The organism is Prosthecobacter dejongeii (assembly GCF_014203045.1).
Taxonomy (GTDB): Bacteria; Verrucomicrobiota; Verrucomicrobiia; order Verrucomicrobiales; family Verrucomicrobiaceae; genus Prosthecobacter; species Prosthecobacter dejongeii.
The window spans coordinates 182,771-200,206 of sequence record NZ_JACHIF010000003.1 but is presented as its reverse complement, the minus strand read 5'-3'; the positions used below and the strand labels follow the sequence as shown (position 1 = coordinate 200,206).

Sequence of the window (17,436 nt, the reverse complement as noted above, 5' to 3'; positions counted from 1 at the left end):
GATATCATCCACATGTCCCTGCCCATGCTCGCCATATTCTGCATCAGGCTTTCTACGCTGACAAAGGATCTCAACCTGGAGCGGGCGATGGGAATCGAACCCACGTTTCGATAGACACGATTTCAACAATGTTCGAGGATGTTCAATTACGTTCATTTTAAATGGTTTAAGCGAATATCAAACAAGGATGAATTGACACAAACAATCCCGAATGTTATCAGTTTTGTTATCAGGTATGGCATCCGTCTTTCGCCGCGAAGGCACCAAATTTTTCCACGCTGACTTCCGCGATGCGAAAGGCATCAGGCGTCATCGTTCCACCAAGGTCACAAGCCGGAAAGAAGCAGAAAAAATTGCCGCCAAATATGAAGAGGCTGCCCAGAAGAGACGCACCTTTGTCCAGGTAAAACAGGTCATCAGTGACCTTCATGAAGAGATTACAGGTGAGACCGTTAAAGCTGTCAGCCTACGGGATTTCATCAGTGAATGGCTCAAAGAAAAGGAGGCTGAAACAAAGCCTTCCACCATGGATTTTTACCGCTCTGCCACCACCCGCTTTGCCGATTTCATAGGGACCCAAGACAACGGAGACATTTTTCACGTAGGCCGTGCATCAGTCGTGCAATATCGTGGCAACCTGTTGGAGACGATGTCTTCCACAAGCACCAACCACCACCTCAAGTGCATCAAGATGCTTTTTAGAGCGGCAAAGAAGAACGGTATCATTGCCGAAGATCCTGCCGAAAGCGTGGACACAGTCAGGAAGTCCGAGGAGGGAACTGAGCGCCTGCCGTTTGAGTTGGATGACATCAAGAAGGTTCTAGCTCTCGCCGATGATGAGTGGAAATCCATAATCCTGGTTGGCCTTTACATCGGTCAGCGTCTCTCAGATGTGGCCAAACTGGAGTGGTCTGCGATTGACCTGGATTCTGAAAAGATCACGCTTGTCACCACCAAGACAGGACGTCGCATGTCCCTTCCTATTGCTACGCCTCTCAAAAACCACCTCACAAAAACACCAAAGGAAAAACGGCAAGGCCCGCTTCATCCGCATGCTGCAGCCGTCTTTGCCAAAACTGGGAAGGTGAGCACGCTCAGCAATCAGTTTGCTAAGCTTTTGGCGGCAGCAGGGCTTCGCGAAAAGGTCAGCCATACCAAAACAAAATCTGGTCGCGGAGCCAAGCGCGACTTGAACGCACTGAGCTTCCACAGCCTGAGGCATACTGCGGTTTCGCTGCTCAAAGCGGCCGGCGTAGATCAAGCCACGGTCATGGAAATGATCGGCCACGAAAGCGAACAGATGAGCGCTCACTATACGCACGTGGGAGAGGAATCACTGAAAAAGGCAGCGGCAAAACTGCCCGACATCGTGAGTGAGTGAACGATCTACCTTCACCTCTTTCTCACCCTCGGCTTCTGGACCCGCAGCACCTCAAGCGTGTAACAGGCTCCGTCGGCAAAAGGCTGCCCCCCTGTCAGGCAATCACCCCTCTTTTTTCTCCACCCACAGCTACAAGTCTGCCTTGCAGTTTGCTATTAGCAGCCTGCTCAACGCTCGCAAAGAACGCGTCCGCATCAAAGTGCAGGATCATAGCTGATCACCTCTCAGGAAGCCGCAGAAGCGCAATCTGCCCCCCCTTGGATGACCAGCTCTCTCCCCGGAATGATATCCGGGTATTTGACATTGGCTGCTCGTAAATAAGGCACACCTGCCTGCAAAATGAACCGCTTGAGGGTGGTTTCACCATCAATGAGAGCTGCAACAATGTCTCCATGCCGGGGCTCCCGAAACTCCATGATAACCACATCTCCCTCCAAGATTCCCGCCCCCTTCATCGAATCTCCGCGAACTTTAAGGGCAAAGGTCCTGGCATTCTTCGGTAACCTCAGAGTGTCGAAATCTACATCCAGGCAGTAATCCTGCCGCCCCTCCTGCATTTCAGGCCTTCCCGCCAAATTCGCCTTGCAAAAATTTCGACATCGTTCCAGCATCATTTTGCTATGTCCCGTTCTTACAAACGCACAATTACCACCATTGCCCTTTTGGCGATGTTGATGGTGCAGTTGTCGGGTGGGATCTTTCACTATTATTGCGATTGCACGGGCAAATCGGCTATCACATTGGATGAGCATTGTCATGGAGAGAACGGTGAGTTGGGGCCGCTAAACCATGCTCCCTCTGGGCATGAGCACGACGATGATCACGATGAAACTCCTTTAAATTCAGACAGCCATCATCACCATGATTTGGTGCAGACGCCGACCGATACAGTGCCGCCGGATGTGGCGATGGCTCCTGTGGTCTGCCTCATGCCGATTCAGCTGATTGAAATCTTTGAGACGACCTTGGCTTCCATGAAGGAGCCGCAGTTGGTCGCTCAGCCGCCGCCTGATGAGGGTGGATCGCCATCGTTACCACTGATGGTGGTACGCTCGGTCGTGTTCTTGATTTGAGCAGGGCTTGCTGACGGGAATACCCGTCGAGCCGTTGTGTGATGTTCTACGGGCCTTTGCGCCTGGATCACACGCCTCTCTCCGCGTCGGCATTTTCCGCCGAATCCATGCACGCTAATCGTGCCTGGATCACCCCTGCATTCAAGCACTCCACCCACTTTCATCATGCACCCTCGTGTCCTTCTTTCGTTACTACTTTTTGCATCTCATGCCAATGCTGCCAGCCCTGGCGGCTCCTTATCATTGTCAGACGCCCTTGCACTGTCTCTCAGGCAAAACCCCGAACTCAAATCCTATGACTACGACATCCGCGCTGCTGAGGCGCGGACACTCCAGGCGGGATTAAAACCCAATCCCGTCATCAACTACAGCGCCCAAAACCTGCCCGGCAGCGGCCCCTACCGTGGTGGAGACATCATGGAAAACACTTTGGAACTGGGGCAGCTCGTTGAGCTGGGTGGTAAACGGCAGGCGCGTGTCAACGAAGCTTCTGCGAGTCGCAATGTGTCGGAGTGGGCATATCAAGTACGCCGTGTCGAGGTGCTTAAAAACACCACGCAGGCTTTCGTGGCAGTGCTCGCTGCCCAACGCCAAGTGCAACTCGCCGAGGAAACTGCCGCGCTGGCAGAGAAGGTCACGCCAATGACGCAGAAGCGTGTCGAGGCTGGCAAGGCCAACGCTGTTGAGGTCATGCGAAGCAAGGTAGCCGTTGCGTCGGCGAAGATCGAGATGGAACAGGCAAAGCGAACACTTGCCACGGCGAGAATCAATCTCGCAGTTCAGTGGGGATCGCAGACAGCGGACTTTGATTCCGTGAAAGGTGATCTGGAAGGCATCAAAGCTGTTCCGAAGTTTTCCACCCTCGTTCAGCGTATTCAAAATAATCCCGAGATCGCGCGATGGTCTGCTGAACGAGATCGACGCTACGCGGCACTGGCAAAGCAAAAGTCGCTGGCAAAGCCAGATATTACGGTCTCCGCTGGCCCGCGCATGTTGGGCAAGGCTGACGATGTTTCGTTCGTCGTAGGCTTCTCGATCCCACTGCCCTTCAAGAACAAAAACCAGGGAGGCATAGCCGAAGCGGAGGCGGAAATCGCCAAGACGGACAGCGAGCGCAAGACTTCTGAGATGAATGTGTATGCCCAGCTGAGCGCCGCGTATCAAGTTCTGCTCCGTGCCACCACGGAAGTTGAGCTGCTGAACAAAGACGTGCTGCCGGGCGCGAAGGAAGCCGAAGAAGCCGTCATGCAGGGCTACGAAGCTGGGCGCTTCACCCAGCTCGAAATCCTCGACGCACGCCGCACGCTCATCCAGGCGCGCAATCAGCACCTCCGCGCCCTCTCGGACTATCACCAGGCCCAGGCGGAGATTTCCGCACTTACCGCCGCGCCCATCACGCTGAACAAAGCCAGCAAGTAACACCCCATTCAAATTTACCCATTCATGAACTACAAAGCCATTCTCAATGCGGCGCTCATTGCACTGCTCCTCATCGGCGGCGCTTATGCTGCCAAACGCATCCTCGGCATCGAACTCGGCAGCAAAACAGAAGAAGGAGGTCATGGTGGAGCAGCCGCAGCCGATGATCCCAGCAAGCGACGCGGCCCACATGGTGGCCGCTATTTTGGCGAGCCTGACTTTGAGTGCGAAGTGCAGATCTACGAGCCGGAGGGCGTAACGCCTGAGTTTCACGTCTATTTCTACAAAGACGGCCAGCCCTTTGATCCGAAGGACGTGAAGATCGTCATCAAGCTGGAGCGAATCAACCGCACAGACACCATCAACTTTAAAAAAGAAGCCGACTACTACATCGGTGATGGCGATGTGGTGGAGCCGCATTCCTTCCATGCCTTTGTGAACGTGCAGGCCGAGGGCAGGACCTACGAGTGGAAGTTCGACTCCATCGAAGGCCGCGCCGAGATGCCGGATGAAATCCTGGCCCGTGCTGGCGTGGAAATGGTGAAGGCTGGCCCGGCCAAGATTCGCCAAAGCCTCAGCCTGCGAGGCCGTGTGCAGCTCAATGAGCAGACTCGCAGCGTCATCCATCCTCGATTCCCAGGCGTGGTGAAGACTGTGACCAAGGAGCTGGGCGACATGGTGAAGAAGGGTGATGTTCTCGCTACCGTGGAAAGCAATGAAAGCCTCCAGACCTATGAAGTCAAGGCAGACAGCGAAGGCACCGTTATCGAGCGTGAGGTGAGGCAGGGTGGCTTTGTGGACAGTGAGGACGCGCTCTTCGTTATTGTGGACCTCAGCCAAGTGTGGGTGGACTTCATCGTGCATCGCAAAGACTTCCCACTCCTCAAAGCAGGGCAGGCTGTGACCATCCATGCCGATGAAGGCATCGAAAGCGTCGAGGCCACGCTCAGCTATCTCTCGCCCTTCAGTGCCGAGGGATCACAGACCATGATGGCCCGCGCCGTGGTGCCCAATCCGAAGGGTGAGCTGCGTCCCGGTCTCTTCCTCACAGGCGATGTCGTCTATGAGGAAGCCGAAGTGCCCGTCGCCGTGAAGACCAGCGCCTTGCAGAGTTTCCGCGACTGGGATGTCGTCTTTGTCCGCGTCGGCACCTTGTTTGAGGCCATGCCCTTTGAGATCGGTCGCCGCGATGCGGAGTGGATCGAAGTCAAAGCGGGCATCCCCGCAGGCATCTCCTACGCCGCTGAAAATAGCTTCATCATCAAAGCCGATGTCATGAAGGGCGGCGCAACCCACGACCATTGATCTCTGCCCGCCATGATTGATTCCATCATCCAGTTTTCCATCAAGCAGCGCTGGGTCATCCTGCTGCTCGTGCTCGGCACCGCCATCCTCGGTGCCTACAATTACACCCGGCTGCCCATTGATGCCGTGCCAGACATCACGAATGTCCAGGTGCAGATCAACACCGAAGCACCCGGCTACTCGCCGCTCGAAGTCGAGCAGCGCGTCACCTTCGCCGTCGAGAATGCCATGGGCGGCCTTCCGCATCTCGACTACACCCGCTCCGTCTCACGCTACGGCCTCTCACAAGTCACAGTCGTGTTCAAAGACGGCACCGACATCTACTTCGGACGCCAGCTCATCGCCGAGCGTTTGCAGGAGGTGAAAAGTAAGCTGCCGCTAGGCCTGGAGCCGAGCATGGGGCCGATTGCCACCGGCCTTGGAGAAATCTTCATGTTCACCGTCACTGCCGAACCATCTGCACGAAACGAGGAAGGCAAAGCCTACACACCCACCGATCTGCGCACCATCCAGGACTGGATCATCAAGCCGCAGTTGCGAAACATCCCCGGCGTCATTGAGGTGAACACCATCGGCGGTTATGAGAAGCAGTTCCACGTCACACCTGATCCGAACAAGCTCGTCACTTTTGATGTGACGCTCCGACAGCTCATGGAGGCGCTTGACCTCAATAACGCCAACGTAGGCGCTGGCTACATCGAGAAAAATGGCGAGCAGTTGCTCATCCGCGCTCCCGGTCAGGCCGAGGGCATCGAAGACCTGCTCAACATCATTGTCGCTCATCGTGACGGCACGCCCATCCTGGTCAAAGACGTGGCCGATGTCGTGCATGGCCGCGAACTCCGCACCGGCGCGGCCACCGTGAATGGTGAGGAAGTCGTGCTCGCCACCGTCTTCATGCTCGTCGGTGAAAACAGCCGCACCGTCTCCAGCCGCATCGCCACCAAGCTGGAGGAAGTGAATCGCTCGCTCCCCGAAGGTGTGCAGGCCAAGGCTGTCTATGACCGTACCACGCTCGTGGACTCCACCATTGAGACCGTGAAGAAGAATCTCTTTGAAGGAGCCACGCTTGTCATCGTCATCTTGTTCCTCCTGCTGGGGAACTTCCGAGCCGCGTTGCTCACCGCCTGCGTCATCCCGCTTTCGATGCTGCTCACCATCACCGGCATGGTCGGTGCGAAAATCAGCGGCAACTTGATGAGTCTCGGAGCACTCGACTTCGGCATCATCGTCGATGGCGCGGTCATCATCGTCGAGAACTGCATTCGCCGACTCGCCGAGGAGCAGCACCGTCATGGTCGCTTGCTTACCCGTGCCGAGCGCTTCGAGATCGTCTTCGCCGCTACTCGGGAAGTGCGAAAGGCCAGCATCTTCGGCGAACTCATCATCATGGTCGTCTATCTGCCCATCCTCACGCTCACCGGCATCGAGGGAAAGATGTTCTTCCCCATGGCCTTCACCGTGCTAGCCGCGCTGGGTGCTGCCATGATCTTGTCCGTGACCTTTGTGCCCGCCGCCGTCGCCATCTTTCTCGGTGGACGCATCAGTGAGAAAGAGAACATCCTTATCCGCACCGCCAAGGCCATCTATGAGCCGTTGTTGCGTGCCGCCATCGCCGCTCGCGGTGCCGTCGCCGCCGCTGCCGTCATCCTCGTCATGCTGTGCCTGCTGCTCGCTTCCAAAATGGGCAGCGAGTTCATTCCGCGTCTCGATGAAGGCGATTTCGCCCTGCACGCCCTGCGCATCCCCGGCACTAGCCTCACGCAGGCCGTGGAGATGCAGCGCACACTCGAAGCCAAGCTCGGGCAGATTCCCGAAGTGAAGGAAATCTTCACCAAGCTCGGCACCGCCGAGATCGCCACCGACCCCATGCCGCCTAGCGTCGCCGATTGCTTCATCATGATCAAACCGCGCAGCGAATGGGCCAATCCGAACATGCCCAAGTCAGAACTCGCCGACAAAGTCATGGCCGCAGCCAAATCCATCCCCGGCAACAACTACGAGCTGCTCCAGCCCATTGAGATGCGCTTCAACGAACTCATCGCCGGTGTCCGCAGTGACGTGGCCGTGAAGGTCTTTGGTGATGAAATGGAAGTCATGGAGGAAACTGCCGGACAGATCGAAGACGTACTCAAACAAGTCCCTGGTGCCGTGGATGTGAAGATGGAGCAAACCACCGGCCTTCCCGTGCTTACCATCGCCATCAACCGCCCCATGCTCGCCCGCTACGGCCTGAACATCGCCGACGTGCAGGAGGTTATCGAGATCGCCATCGGCGGCAAGGAAGCCGGACAAATCTTCGAGGGCGACCGCCGTTTCGCCATACTTGTGCGCCTGCCCGAAAAGCTGCGCACCGACCTCGAAGCGCTCAAACGCCTGCCAATCCCGCTGCCAAAAAAAGTGGATGGTGACGCCAAGCTCACCCGCATCGCCTACCAGCCGAAAAGCAGCATCGCCACTGCGGATACCATCCCGCTTGGCGAGCTGGCCGAGTTCACTCTCGCCCCAGGCCCCAACCAAATCAGTCGAGAGAACGCTAAACGCCGCGTCGTCGTCACCGCGAACGTGCGCGGTCGCGACATCGCCAGCTTTGTTGGTGAAGCACAAAAACGCATCGCTGAAGAAGTCACCGTGCAACCCGGTTACTGGATCAGTTGGGGTGGACAGTTTGAAAACCTCATCTCCGCCAGCCAGCGCCTCAAGATCGTGGTGCCCGTGGCATTACTGCTCATTCTGATACTGCTGTTCAGCGCCTTCGGTTCCGTCAAAGACGCCCTGCTCATCTTCACCGGCGTGCCAATGGCCCTAACTGGCGGCATCATCGCCTTGTGGTTGCGAGACATCCCACTTTCCATCTCCGCCGCCGTCGGCTTCATCGCATTGTCAGGCGTGGCCGTGCTCAACGGCGTCGTCATGATCAGCTTCATCCGCAAGCTCATCGAAGACGGTATGGACATTGATGAAGCCATCCTCGGCGGCTCCCTGACCCGCCTGCGTCCTGTGCTCATGACTGCGCTCGTCGCCAGTCTCGGCTTTGTCCCCATGGCACTCGCTACCGGCCCCGGAGCTGAGGTCCAGCGCCCCCTCGCCACCGTTGTCATCGGTGGCATCCTCAGCTCCACACTGCTCACGCTTCTCGTGCTGCCAGCGCTCTACCGCATGTTCCACCGCGTCACCGCACGCAAAGAAACCTCACCCGCCTAACACAGAACCATGAAAATTATCACATTCCTTTTCGCGAATCTGCTCCTCACATTAACCGCCTCCGCGCACGGCATTTCCGACGCGGACAAGCAGGGCATCTTGGAGGGTGGCAATCTTGAATACCTCAAGCTGGGAGCCACCCACATGCTCAGCGGTTACGACCATCTCCTGTTTTTGTTCGGCGTGATTTTCTTTCTCACGAAGTTCAAAGACATCGTGAAGTTCATCACCGCATTCACCCTGGGCCACTGCATCACGCTGGTCTTCGCCACGCTGCTACACATCCAGGCGAACTTCTACCTCATAGATGCCGTCATTGCTCTCACCGTCTGCTATAAGGCATTCGACAATCTCGACGGCTTCAGGAAATACATCGGTATTCAATCACCCAACTTGCTCACCGCTGTCTTTCTGTTTGGCCTCATCCATGGCTTCGGTCTATCCACCCGCTTGCAGCAGCTTCCACTGGGGCAGGAGGGACTCGTCCTGCGAATATTGTCATTTAATGTGGGTGTCGAAGTGGGGCAGATCATCGCACTCGCTGTCATGGGGCTATTCCTTGCGCAATGGCGCACAAGGCCTTCCTTCCTCCAATTCAGCAAGGCCGCCAATGTCCTACTCATGGCCGCCGGACTGCTCCTGCTGCTCATGCAACTGCACGGCTACCAGCACACCCGCTTCGCCGACGACTTCCCGCTCAATAAAGACGAGCACTTCCATATCCATGAAAACATGGACACCAATCGCGATCTCGAAACCGCTCAGACCGCGCCATAAACCCTTTTGCCGGGCATCCCGGTAGAAACCCAAACAAACAACTCAACACACCCATGAATCCTATGAAACACACCATGTTAGTCGCGATGAGCCTTTTCGCTCTCGCCGCCTGTTCTCCAGAGCACTCCCATGCCAAAGAAGGCGGCGGAGGCGGACATAGCCACTTCACTGAAATCCCTGCTACGGCAGACGGAATCTGGAAACTGCTGGGCGAGCAACAAACCAAGCTCGCCGCTGTCGTGGCCAGCAACGATCTCGGCGAGGCGCATGATCACGGCTACGCCATCCGCGACCTCGTGCGTGCCCTTCCTGGCAAAGTGTCTGCCGAGAACAAGGCCAAAGCCGAAGCCGCCGCCGTGGAAGTCGCCAAACACGCCACCGCCATCGACAAGTCCAGCGCTGCCGGGGCGCAGAAAGCCACTCAGGCGAATGTCGAAAAAATGGTGGAAGCAGTTACCATGCTGAAAACACAGTTGCAGGCCAAATAAGCCTGGGAGGTTTGGCGGGGCTGTATCCTCAGCCCCGCCCGCTTTCTGCAAGATACCACCCGCCGAATCACAATCATGAACACAACATCTACATCCCTTTGGCATCATCGCGCGTTTCAGCAACTTTTCTGGGCGCACGCGCTCAGTTTGGTGGGAAGCGGCTTGTGTTCACTGGCACTCGGTCTGCTGGCTCATGAGCTAGTCGGTGCATCCGCATCTTCGGTGCTGGGCATCACGCTCGCGATTCGCATTGCGGTGATCGTTCTCTGCTCCCCTTGGGCGGGAAAGCTGGCCGATCACTTTGGTGCACGCCGCCTCATGGTGGCGTCTGACCTCATGCGGACAGCCGTGGTTATCGGCTTCTTCTTTGCCGATGCCGTATGGCAGATCTACGCCCTGGCGGTGCTGTTGAATCTTGGTTCTGCCATTTTCACACCCATTTACCGGGCCGTCATTCCTGGCGTGGTCAGCGCAGAGCAGTATCCGCGTGCTCTTGCCATCGGCTCCATCGCCTATGATGCCTCCAACATCCTCGGTCCCTCGCTTGCGGCGTTGGTCATCGCAGTGGCGGGCTTTCGCGGAAACTTCATCCTGGACGCTGTCACCTTCCTCGGCAGCGCAGCCCTGCTTTATGGCCTACCACGTCTTGCTATCGAGACGACGACCGATGCCAAGAAAGCACCGACCTCTGTGCGCCACGGACTCACCGCCATGTTTCAGCGGAAACCCTTGCGTGAGTCGCTTTTCCTGGCCTTTCAGACCAGCATCGGCGGAGCCTTTGTCATCGTAGCCACGGTGAACTTCGTGAAGAACGACCTCCACCTCAGCGATTCCGCCTACGCCTGGGTGATGGCCTCCTTCGGTGTCGGCTCCGTTGTTGCCGCATTAATCTACAGCAAACTTTCCATCAGCGGACGAGATGCCGCTGTCATCGCCTGTGCCCCGGTCATGCTCGGGGCGCTGGTCGTCGTAGCACTACTGCCACAATATTCTATTTTGTTCATTGCATGGTGGCTCATCGGCATGAGCTACAGCATTCTCGGCATCCGTGGCAGTGAGTTGCTAGCTGCGAACAGCGATGGAGCCGAACGCGCCCACATTTACGCCGCGCACTTCGCCCTCAGCCATGCAGGCTGGGGCCTTACGTATCCGCTGGCAGGCTTCACCACCACCGCCATCGGCTTCGGACTCACCGCCTGGGTTTTTGCCGCGCTTATCGCACTCGTTTCTGCCCCCATGTGGCTTTCAGGCAGAGCACGTTTGCCTGATGGGCATTGATTCCAACATGGCAAATCCAGCCCATAGCACCATGAAGGCCAGAAGATATGATAAAAAGACAATGGATGCGCCAGCTATACAGGCGCGGTCGAGCAAAATCATGCTCATAAGCCTGCCCCTCATCATTCTAGGTGGCCCCGCTTTAATGCTGCATTTTTCCTCCATCCGTAATCAGTCGGCCTCGGTGTCGGGAACCGTAGAAAAATGGCGGCCACTCTACCATCTGAATGATGCTCAGGCGGCCAGCATCCAGCAGATCGAACTCGACTTCCATGGCACCGGCAGCCCCTTCTCCATCAGAAACAGACCAACCGAGGAGCAAAAGCTGCGTCATCATGAGCATCTAAGCAGGCAGATGTCTCCATCCGATGGGAAACGATTCATTGAGATGATGGAGAAAGGCGGTAGCAGGCATTGAAGCACGGATGACCAGCTTAATGTGAATCCAGTCACACGAAACTCGCGCCAGCAACCCGGCATATCATTAAACTAGCACCAGCTCACAATCCTCGAAGCGGTCACCTAAAACAGATGCAAAGCCATCGACGAATCACCTAAACTTATGACATCCAACCAACCAAACCTCCCCCTTTATCCAATACTATGAAGCACCTACTCCCCCTCATATTCAGTCTGGTCACCCTCCAAGCATTCGCCCATGAAGGCGTGGATCTCGGCCCGAACGGAGGACGCCTCCTCGTCATTGACAAAAAAGCCTCCCTCAAGGGCGAGGTTCGCGTCAAAGGCGACCAGTTCCACCTCACCCTGCTCGACAGCCAGCAGAAGGCTTTGCCCGTGACCGCGCAGACACTCACCGCGCACAGCCGAGGCAGCATCGTTACCTCCACCAAGCTCACCGTCGTGAAAACCAGCCACGGCTTCACCTTTCCATTGGTGCGCAGCGGGGCCTGGATCGTCATGCAATACCGCGCCGCAGCAGAGTCTAAGCCGATCACCATCCGCTTCCCCTATGACACCAGCACCTGTTCCGGCTGCCAAAAGGCCGAGTGGCTTTGCGGATGTCGGTAGCATGCCAAACATCTCCCAGAGCCCTTCATCAGCAGACGGTGCAGGGAGTTCAGACTCACCTTCCATCTAAGAAACCCCATGACTGACATCACCCAACTCATCCAAAGTGGCAGCGCCCATGTATGGTTCTACATTCCTGTCGCCATTCTACTTGGGGCATTGCATGGATTGGAGCCAGGTCACTCCAAGACGATGATGGCCGCTTTTATCATCGCCATTCGTGGTACCGTCTGGCAAGCCGCACTGCTTGGTTTATCAGCGGCGATTTCGCACTCCCTGCTCATCTGGGTGCTAGCTGCACTTGCCCTGCATTATGGCGGCCAATGGAATGCTGATCATACAGAGCCTTATTTTCATATTGCCTCCGCCTTGATGATCTTCGGTCTCGCCGTTTGGATGTTCAACCGCACCCGTCGTGAAGTAGCTGAAGCCCAAGCTCACGATCATCGAGATGGTCATGGCCATACGCATGAACAGCCTGCAAAAACACAGTCCACTGAACCCAATCAATGGAATGCTCACTCACATTCGCATCCAGCCACACCGCGCCTCCTTGCAGGCGAAAAGTTGACTCCAAGCGGTCTCATCCTTCCCGCAAGCATGAACACGTCAGCAGTGCCGTCCGTTTCACTTAAACAGGGGCCACACGGCGGCATGTTGCTCGATACCGGCCATGGCTGGTTGGAAGTTTGTATCTTTGAAAACGGCGTGCCTCCACGCTTCCGCATTTACCCATGCAAGGCCTCTGGCGATATCGTGCCGCTGCCTAAAGGAACACAGCTTGGTATTGAAACCGCCCGTATTGATGGGCGTTCTGAAAAGTTCACATTTGATGCAAAAGAAAGTTTTTGGGAAGCCACGTCCAAATTGTCAGAACCGCATGAGTTTCTAGCCATAATCAGTCTTGGTCATAGTGACCACGCACACACTTACCGTCTGCGTTTCATCGAGGCCGAGCATGCCCCTGTTGCAGTTGAAGAGCCTGAAGACGATGGGGTCGAATATCAGGATGCGCATGAACGTGCCCACGCCCAGGATATCGCCAAACGCTTTGCCAATCGCACGGTTACCACGCCTCAAATTGTGCTCTTTGGCATTACGGGCGGCCTTATGCCTTGTCCCGCTGCGTTCACGATTTTAGTCGTGTGCCTCCAGATCAAAAAAGTCGTGCTCGGATTCGCTCTGGTGGCAGCCTTCAGCTTTGGCTTGGCTCTCACCATGGTTGTAGTAGGAGCTATTGCTGCCTGGAGTGTTCAGCATGCGCATCGGAAGATTCGTGGATTCAGCGAATGGATGCGTCGTGCCCCTTACATCTCCTGTGCACTTCTCGTCTTGCTCGCTGCTTTCATGGCTTGGCAAGGCTGGCAGGGACTCCACGGGCATGTTGGACCTGGACATTAAAAGCCATGCTTCATCAGAACTGTGATCGCTGTCCACATCAGGTACCTGGACACTGATAAACGAACTTCTTTTGGAGCCTTCATTGCCTCGATAGTTATAGCCCATGGGACAAGAAAAAACTGCAGGGCGAAAGTTTCGACACCGCAGCTTTTTTCCCACGCATTAATTCAGTCCACCGAAGCTCCCGGCTCTGGAAAAACTGGAAGTCATGGCAAAAAGGGTGTTTTGTTCACGGCGTTGGAAACAGAGCAAATGTGAGACGAGCATCAATGGATTTTATGGACTTCACCATCTGCGAGCTGAGGATTTAGTCATGTCGCCTTTGTCGGCAGATTTTGGGCGTAGGATTGACGTGGATGTAAGGCCGCCTGTCCTGGCATGATTATGAGTCCCTGCAAGCGAGTGGTTTTGGCACGTTGCGGACAGAATCAGGACACATTAGTTCGATTGTTCAAAACTCTCATCATACAGGTAGGGGGCCGAGCCGGTGATTTCGGATTCCATTTCGATTTTTTGCCCTACGCGATTACGCGAGCCATTGATAAAGATCGTCAATCGGTAACCCCGTCCTTGATAGCACTTGGCTCCAATCGTCGAATCGTCGCCTATGAGCCGAGCAAAGTGAGGAGGCCTGCCTTTTCGCGCCAGAGCAAAGTCATGCTTCGCCTCTGCCAAGGCATCTATGGCTTTGGGCGATATGTTTGTCTCATCCAATCCGAAAAACAGCGGCTTAAAGCTCACTAAAGGATCCCAATGGGTGCCGCAAGAGGACGAAAAGAGGATTGTGAGCAAGGCCAAAGATCTCATAAGCGGAGGAACGCTGATGGTTATTTGGCTTGCACATCAAGAGCAGTCTTGAGCTTACTAGCAAGCTCCGCAGCTTTGCCGAGTCCCCAGTAATGAAGGAAGATGTAACGTGGATTCTCCATCGTCATGTGATGATGGATGGCAACGATGTGGATGCCGCCCGCACGCAGGGTTCTGAGCACTCCTTGAAGCTCGCCTTCCAGGCAGGCGAAGTCACCATCAACTACGGCATTGTCATCCGTGCCAGCAAACGCTGCCCAGGTGTTCACTCCCATCTCTTTGCCAATCTCGCAACCGCAGGACATCTTTGCAATGCGACCGATAGTAAATTTCACCATGCCCTCTTTCTCCTGTGGTTTCCCGCCTAGCACCGCCAGAAGTGGAGCAGCAGTGATGGAATTTTTGTCAGGAATGGCGTTGCCAAATGACTTCGCTGGCTGCGGAGATGAGGCGCGAATTTCCTTCATCTTGTCTAGGCCGGCACGCACACCTTTAGCAAGTTGCTCCAAAGAGCCTTCGCCTGCGATATGCATAAAGTACGCCTTAGGTTCATCGAAAAAAAAGTGATTGTGCAGCGCGGTTACAGACAGTCCTGATTCAAGCAGCGAGCTCATCACAGGATTCACCTCGTCCTGCATTAACACGAAGTCGCCCATGACCATTGTCGCCGACGCATTGCCATCTGTAAAAGCAGCCCAGGTCGTCAGCCCCATGAAGGCGGGGATATTCCATTTATCCACTGCTACGCCAAGGTCACCACGTGGGTAGGTCACTTTGAATACTTTTTCCGCCTCGTTCAGAGTGCCCTTGAGCCCGGTTATCTGCTCAATTTTGGTGTTGTCCAAAGCCGATGCAGTGAACGTGATGCAGGTGACGAATGTGAAAAGCATCGTGGTCGGTTTCATGGCAATGAAGCTGACGGAAAAGATAAAAACGTCAATACTAATCTTGCAACAAGAGTTACATGATGTAACACATGTTACAAATGACGGAACGATCCTGGCTTTTGCTACTTTACAGTCTGCCTGCGAAAAACGGCGCCTTGCGCCTGTCCATGTGGAGACAACTGAAGCGCCTTGGCGCGGTTCCTTTGAAAACTTCGGCCTCCGTTTTGCCTGACCGCCAGGAGCTGCACGAGAGCTTTCAGTGGCTAGCGCAGCGCCTTCGCGAGCAGGGCGGCGATGCCACGCTGGTGCGGGCAGATGACATTGATGGGGTGAGCGATGACGAGATCATAACACTCTTCCAACAGGCGCGAACGGCTGATTATGAGGACATCCTTAAGGATATCCGCCTGCTACTGCCCGCTAAGGGAAAAAAGTCATTGGCAACCTCGGAAGATCGCGAAAAGCTCGCCACCCGTTTCCAAGTCGTGCGCCAGATCGACTTCTTCGATTGTCCCAAGGCGGCGGACGTGGAGATGCTAATGCGTCGTTTCGGTGAAGGTGCCACTAGCGATAAAATGAAGACGCTTTCGATCAAGAATTACCAGCAGCGCACTTGGCTCACGCGGCCGCGGCCGGAGGTTGATCGAGTAGGTTCCGCGTGGCTGATTCAGCGGTTCATTGATCCCAAGGCCACTTTTGTTTTTGCCAATGATCCCGCCGCGCATCCAGAGGCGCTGCCCTATGACATGGTGGGCGTCGAGTTTGGTCATCACAGCGACCACTGTACTTTCGAAACGCTTCTCAATCGCTTCACACTCGATGATCCTGGTTTGAAAAAGATCGCCCACATTATTCACGATGCCGATCTGGGTGACGGGCGTAATGGCACGCAGGAAGGAGCCGGACTCCTGGCCATTTTTCGCGGTTGGGCACAGATGGGATGGACCGATCACGACATTCTCTCCCGTGGTTGCGACTGCTTCGACGCCCTGCATCGCCAGCTCTCCAACCGGACTCGCAAGAACATCAAGAAACAATGAAATCGGAAATTCCTTCTATGCCCACCTTTCCGCAAGCCTTTCGTTATTGGCTTAAACTCGGCTGTATCAGTTTCGGTGGACCTGCGGGACAAATCGCTATCATGCACAAGGAGCTGGTGGAAAAACGCCGCTGGATCAGTGATGTGCATTTCCTTCACGCGTTGAATGTCTGCATGCTGCTTCCCGGTCCCGAGGCACAGCAACTCGCCACCTACCTTGGCTGGCGATTGCATGGTGCGAAGGGGGGCATCGCGGCTGGAGTGTTGTTTGTACTGCCGTCAGTATTCATTTTGTTCGGCCTTAGCTGGCTCTACATGGCTGGCGGGCATCTGCCATGGCTCGCAGCAATTTTTCATGGCCTTCTCGGCGCGGTGATCGCAGTGGTGGCTGAGGCAGTGTTGCGTATTGGAAAAAAAGCCCTCAAGAGCCACACGCTCTGGGCTTTAGCCGCGTTAAGCTTCATTGCGATCTATTTTTTCCAGGTATCCTTTGTCTTTATCATTCTCGCTGCCGCCGTACTTGGGTATTTCGGCAATCGAGTGCTGCCTGCGCAGTTTCCGGCAGGCAAGGGGCATAGCGCTGCGAATGATACTGCTCCAGCTATTGAATTACCGCCAGCACCCAAGGCCAGTTGGGGCCGCACTTTGACCATCACCGCGTTGTGCCTCGCCTTGTGGTGGCTGCCCGTCTTTGCCATCGCCGCATGGCTCGGCTGGAGTAGCACGCAAGCACAGCAAGGTCTGTTCTTCAGCAAAGCCGCGCTCGTCACCTTTGGCGGCGCGTATGCAGTGCTGCCATATGTCGCACAACAGGTTGTCGAGAACCATGGCTGGCTCTCTCACCCACAGATGATGAGCGGACTCGCTCTCGCCGAGACCACACCCGGCCCGCTCATCATGGTACTGCAATTCGTCGGCTTTGTCGGTGGTTGGCAGCACCCCGGCTCGCTCAGTCCCCTCGCCGGAGCCACGCTTGGTGCTTTGATCACGACATGGGTGACTTTCCTGCCATGCTTTTTGTTCATCTTCATTGGTGCACCGCACATCGAAAAACTTGGTGAGCAACCCCGACTTAGCGCCGCGCTCACGGCCATCACCGCTGCCGTGGTTGGCGTCATCCTGAATCTCGGCGTTAAATTCGCTACCCACTCCTTGTGGCCCGCGAGTGGTGGCTTCGATATCTTCATCGCTGTCCTCGCCACACTGGCATTCATCGCCATGCAGTATTTCAAAATCGGTCTCATGCCGGTGATCGGTGCATGCGCGGTGTTGGGGCTTTTTGGATTTCTTTTTCTGCCTTGAGAGGACGCTGACACCCGCCTGCTCCCCGCCCGTCACCACGTTTCTA

At 55.6% G+C, this 17,436-nt stretch carries 17 protein-coding genes; 13 read left to right on the top strand and 4 right to left on the bottom strand.

What is annotated here, in order from left to right; translation table 11 throughout:
* Nucleotides 1–235 precede the first annotated feature (235 nt).
* On the top strand, nucleotides 236–1,381 hold the full coding sequence (locus HNQ64_RS08755) for a tyrosine-type recombinase/integrase (protein ID WP_184207590.1): 1,146 nt from the start codon (nucleotides 236–238) through the stop codon (nucleotides 1,379–1,381).
* A gap of 94 nt (nucleotides 1,382–1,475) precedes the next feature.
* On the opposite strand, the gene HNQ64_RS24305 is transcribed toward HNQ64_RS08755, so the two are convergent.
* Together HNQ64_RS24305 and HNQ64_RS08745 are read right to left on the bottom strand one after the other, a co-directional pair.
* Nucleotides 1,476–1,592, bottom strand: coding sequence for a Y-family DNA polymerase (locus HNQ64_RS24305; RefSeq protein ID WP_184207589.1), 117 nt, complete (start codon nucleotides 1,590–1,592; stop codon nucleotides 1,476–1,478).
* A 13-nt stretch (nucleotides 1,593–1,605) separates the two neighbouring features.
* Nucleotides 1,606–1,995 (bottom strand): LexA family protein, encoded by a 390-nt coding sequence (locus tag HNQ64_RS08745; protein WP_246430994.1) that lies wholly within the window; start codon nucleotides 1,993–1,995, stop codon nucleotides 1,606–1,608.
* Nucleotides 1,996–2,001: 6 nt separating this feature from the next.
* Between HNQ64_RS08745 and HNQ64_RS23905 the strand changes: the two genes are divergently transcribed.
* The 10 genes from HNQ64_RS23905 to HNQ64_RS08700 all read left to right on the top strand — a co-directional run bounded on the left by HNQ64_RS23905 (nucleotide 2,002) and on the right by HNQ64_RS08700 (nucleotide 13,355).
* Complete coding sequence (locus HNQ64_RS23905) at nucleotides 2,002–2,454, top strand: hypothetical protein (protein ID WP_246430993.1); 453 nt, start codon at nucleotides 2,002–2,004, stop codon at nucleotides 2,452–2,454.
* 165 nt (nucleotides 2,455–2,619) lie between these two features.
* Nucleotides 2,620–3,873 (top strand): TolC family protein, encoded by a 1,254-nt coding sequence (locus HNQ64_RS08740; protein WP_184207585.1) that lies wholly within the window; start codon nucleotides 2,620–2,622, stop codon nucleotides 3,871–3,873.
* Nucleotides 3,874–3,897: 24 nt separating this feature from the next.
* Nucleotides 3,898–5,178, top strand: a complete 1,281-nt coding sequence (locus tag HNQ64_RS08735; RefSeq protein ID WP_184207583.1) for an efflux RND transporter periplasmic adaptor subunit — start codon at nucleotides 3,898–3,900, stop codon at nucleotides 5,176–5,178.
* A 12-nt stretch (nucleotides 5,179–5,190) separates the two neighbouring features.
* A complete protein-coding gene (locus HNQ64_RS08730; RefSeq protein ID WP_184207581.1) occupies nucleotides 5,191–8,382 on the top strand; it encodes an efflux RND transporter permease subunit in 3,192 nt (1,063 codons plus the stop codon).
* Between the two features lie 9 nt (nucleotides 8,383–8,391).
* Nucleotides 8,392–9,159 carry a HupE/UreJ family protein gene (locus HNQ64_RS08725; protein ID WP_184207579.1) on the top strand — a complete coding sequence of 256 codons (768 nt, stop codon included), beginning with the start codon at nucleotides 8,392–8,394 and terminating at the stop codon, nucleotides 9,157–9,159.
* Between the two features lie 62 nt (nucleotides 9,160–9,221).
* A complete protein-coding gene (locus HNQ64_RS08720; RefSeq protein ID WP_184207577.1) occupies nucleotides 9,222–9,647 on the top strand; it encodes a hypothetical protein in 426 nt (141 codons plus the stop codon).
* A 75-nt stretch (nucleotides 9,648–9,722) separates the two neighbouring features.
* On the top strand, nucleotides 9,723–10,925 hold the full coding sequence (locus HNQ64_RS08715) for an MFS transporter (RefSeq protein WP_184207575.1): 1,203 nt from the start codon (nucleotides 9,723–9,725) through the stop codon (nucleotides 10,923–10,925).
* Nucleotides 10,915–11,343 (top strand): hypothetical protein, encoded by a 429-nt coding sequence (locus tag HNQ64_RS08710; protein WP_184207573.1) that lies wholly within the window; start codon nucleotides 10,915–10,917, stop codon nucleotides 11,341–11,343. The genes HNQ64_RS08715 and HNQ64_RS08710 overlap by 11 nt, the downstream gene beginning before the upstream one ends.
* A 185-nt stretch (nucleotides 11,344–11,528) precedes the next feature.
* Entirely contained in the window at nucleotides 11,529–11,954 is a 426-nt protein-coding gene (locus HNQ64_RS08705; RefSeq protein WP_184207571.1) for a hypothetical protein, read from the top strand.
* Nucleotides 11,955–12,032: 78 nt separating this feature from the next.
* Complete coding sequence (locus tag HNQ64_RS08700; protein WP_184207569.1) at nucleotides 12,033–13,355, top strand: HoxN/HupN/NixA family nickel/cobalt transporter; 1,323 nt, start codon at nucleotides 12,033–12,035, stop codon at nucleotides 13,353–13,355.
* A 438-nt stretch (nucleotides 13,356–13,793) separates the two neighbouring features.
* On the opposite strand, the gene HNQ64_RS08695 is transcribed toward HNQ64_RS08700, so the two are convergent.
* The gene (locus HNQ64_RS08695) at nucleotides 13,794–14,147 is read right to left on the bottom strand and encodes a hypothetical protein (protein WP_184207567.1); all 354 of its coding nucleotides are present in this window, start codon (nucleotides 14,145–14,147) and stop codon (nucleotides 13,794–13,796) included.
* A gap of 35 nt (nucleotides 14,148–14,182) precedes the next feature.
* The gene (locus tag HNQ64_RS08690) at nucleotides 14,183–15,067 is read right to left on the bottom strand and encodes a DUF1259 domain-containing protein (RefSeq protein ID WP_184207565.1); all 885 of its coding nucleotides are present in this window, start codon (nucleotides 15,065–15,067) and stop codon (nucleotides 14,183–14,185) included.
* Between the two features lie 80 nt (nucleotides 15,068–15,147).
* Between HNQ64_RS08690 and HNQ64_RS08685 the strand changes: the two genes are divergently transcribed.
* Together HNQ64_RS08685 and chrA are read left to right on the top strand one after the other, a co-directional pair.
* Nucleotides 15,148–16,089 (top strand): chromate resistance protein ChrB domain-containing protein, encoded by a 942-nt coding sequence (locus tag HNQ64_RS08685; protein ID WP_184207563.1) that lies wholly within the window; start codon nucleotides 15,148–15,150, stop codon nucleotides 16,087–16,089.
* A complete protein-coding gene (gene chrA / locus HNQ64_RS08680; RefSeq protein ID WP_184207561.1) occupies nucleotides 16,086–17,390 on the top strand; it encodes a chromate efflux transporter in 1,305 nt (434 codons plus the stop codon). The genes HNQ64_RS08685 and chrA overlap by 4 nt, the downstream gene beginning before the upstream one ends.
* Nucleotides 17,391–17,436: the final 46 nt, after the last annotated feature.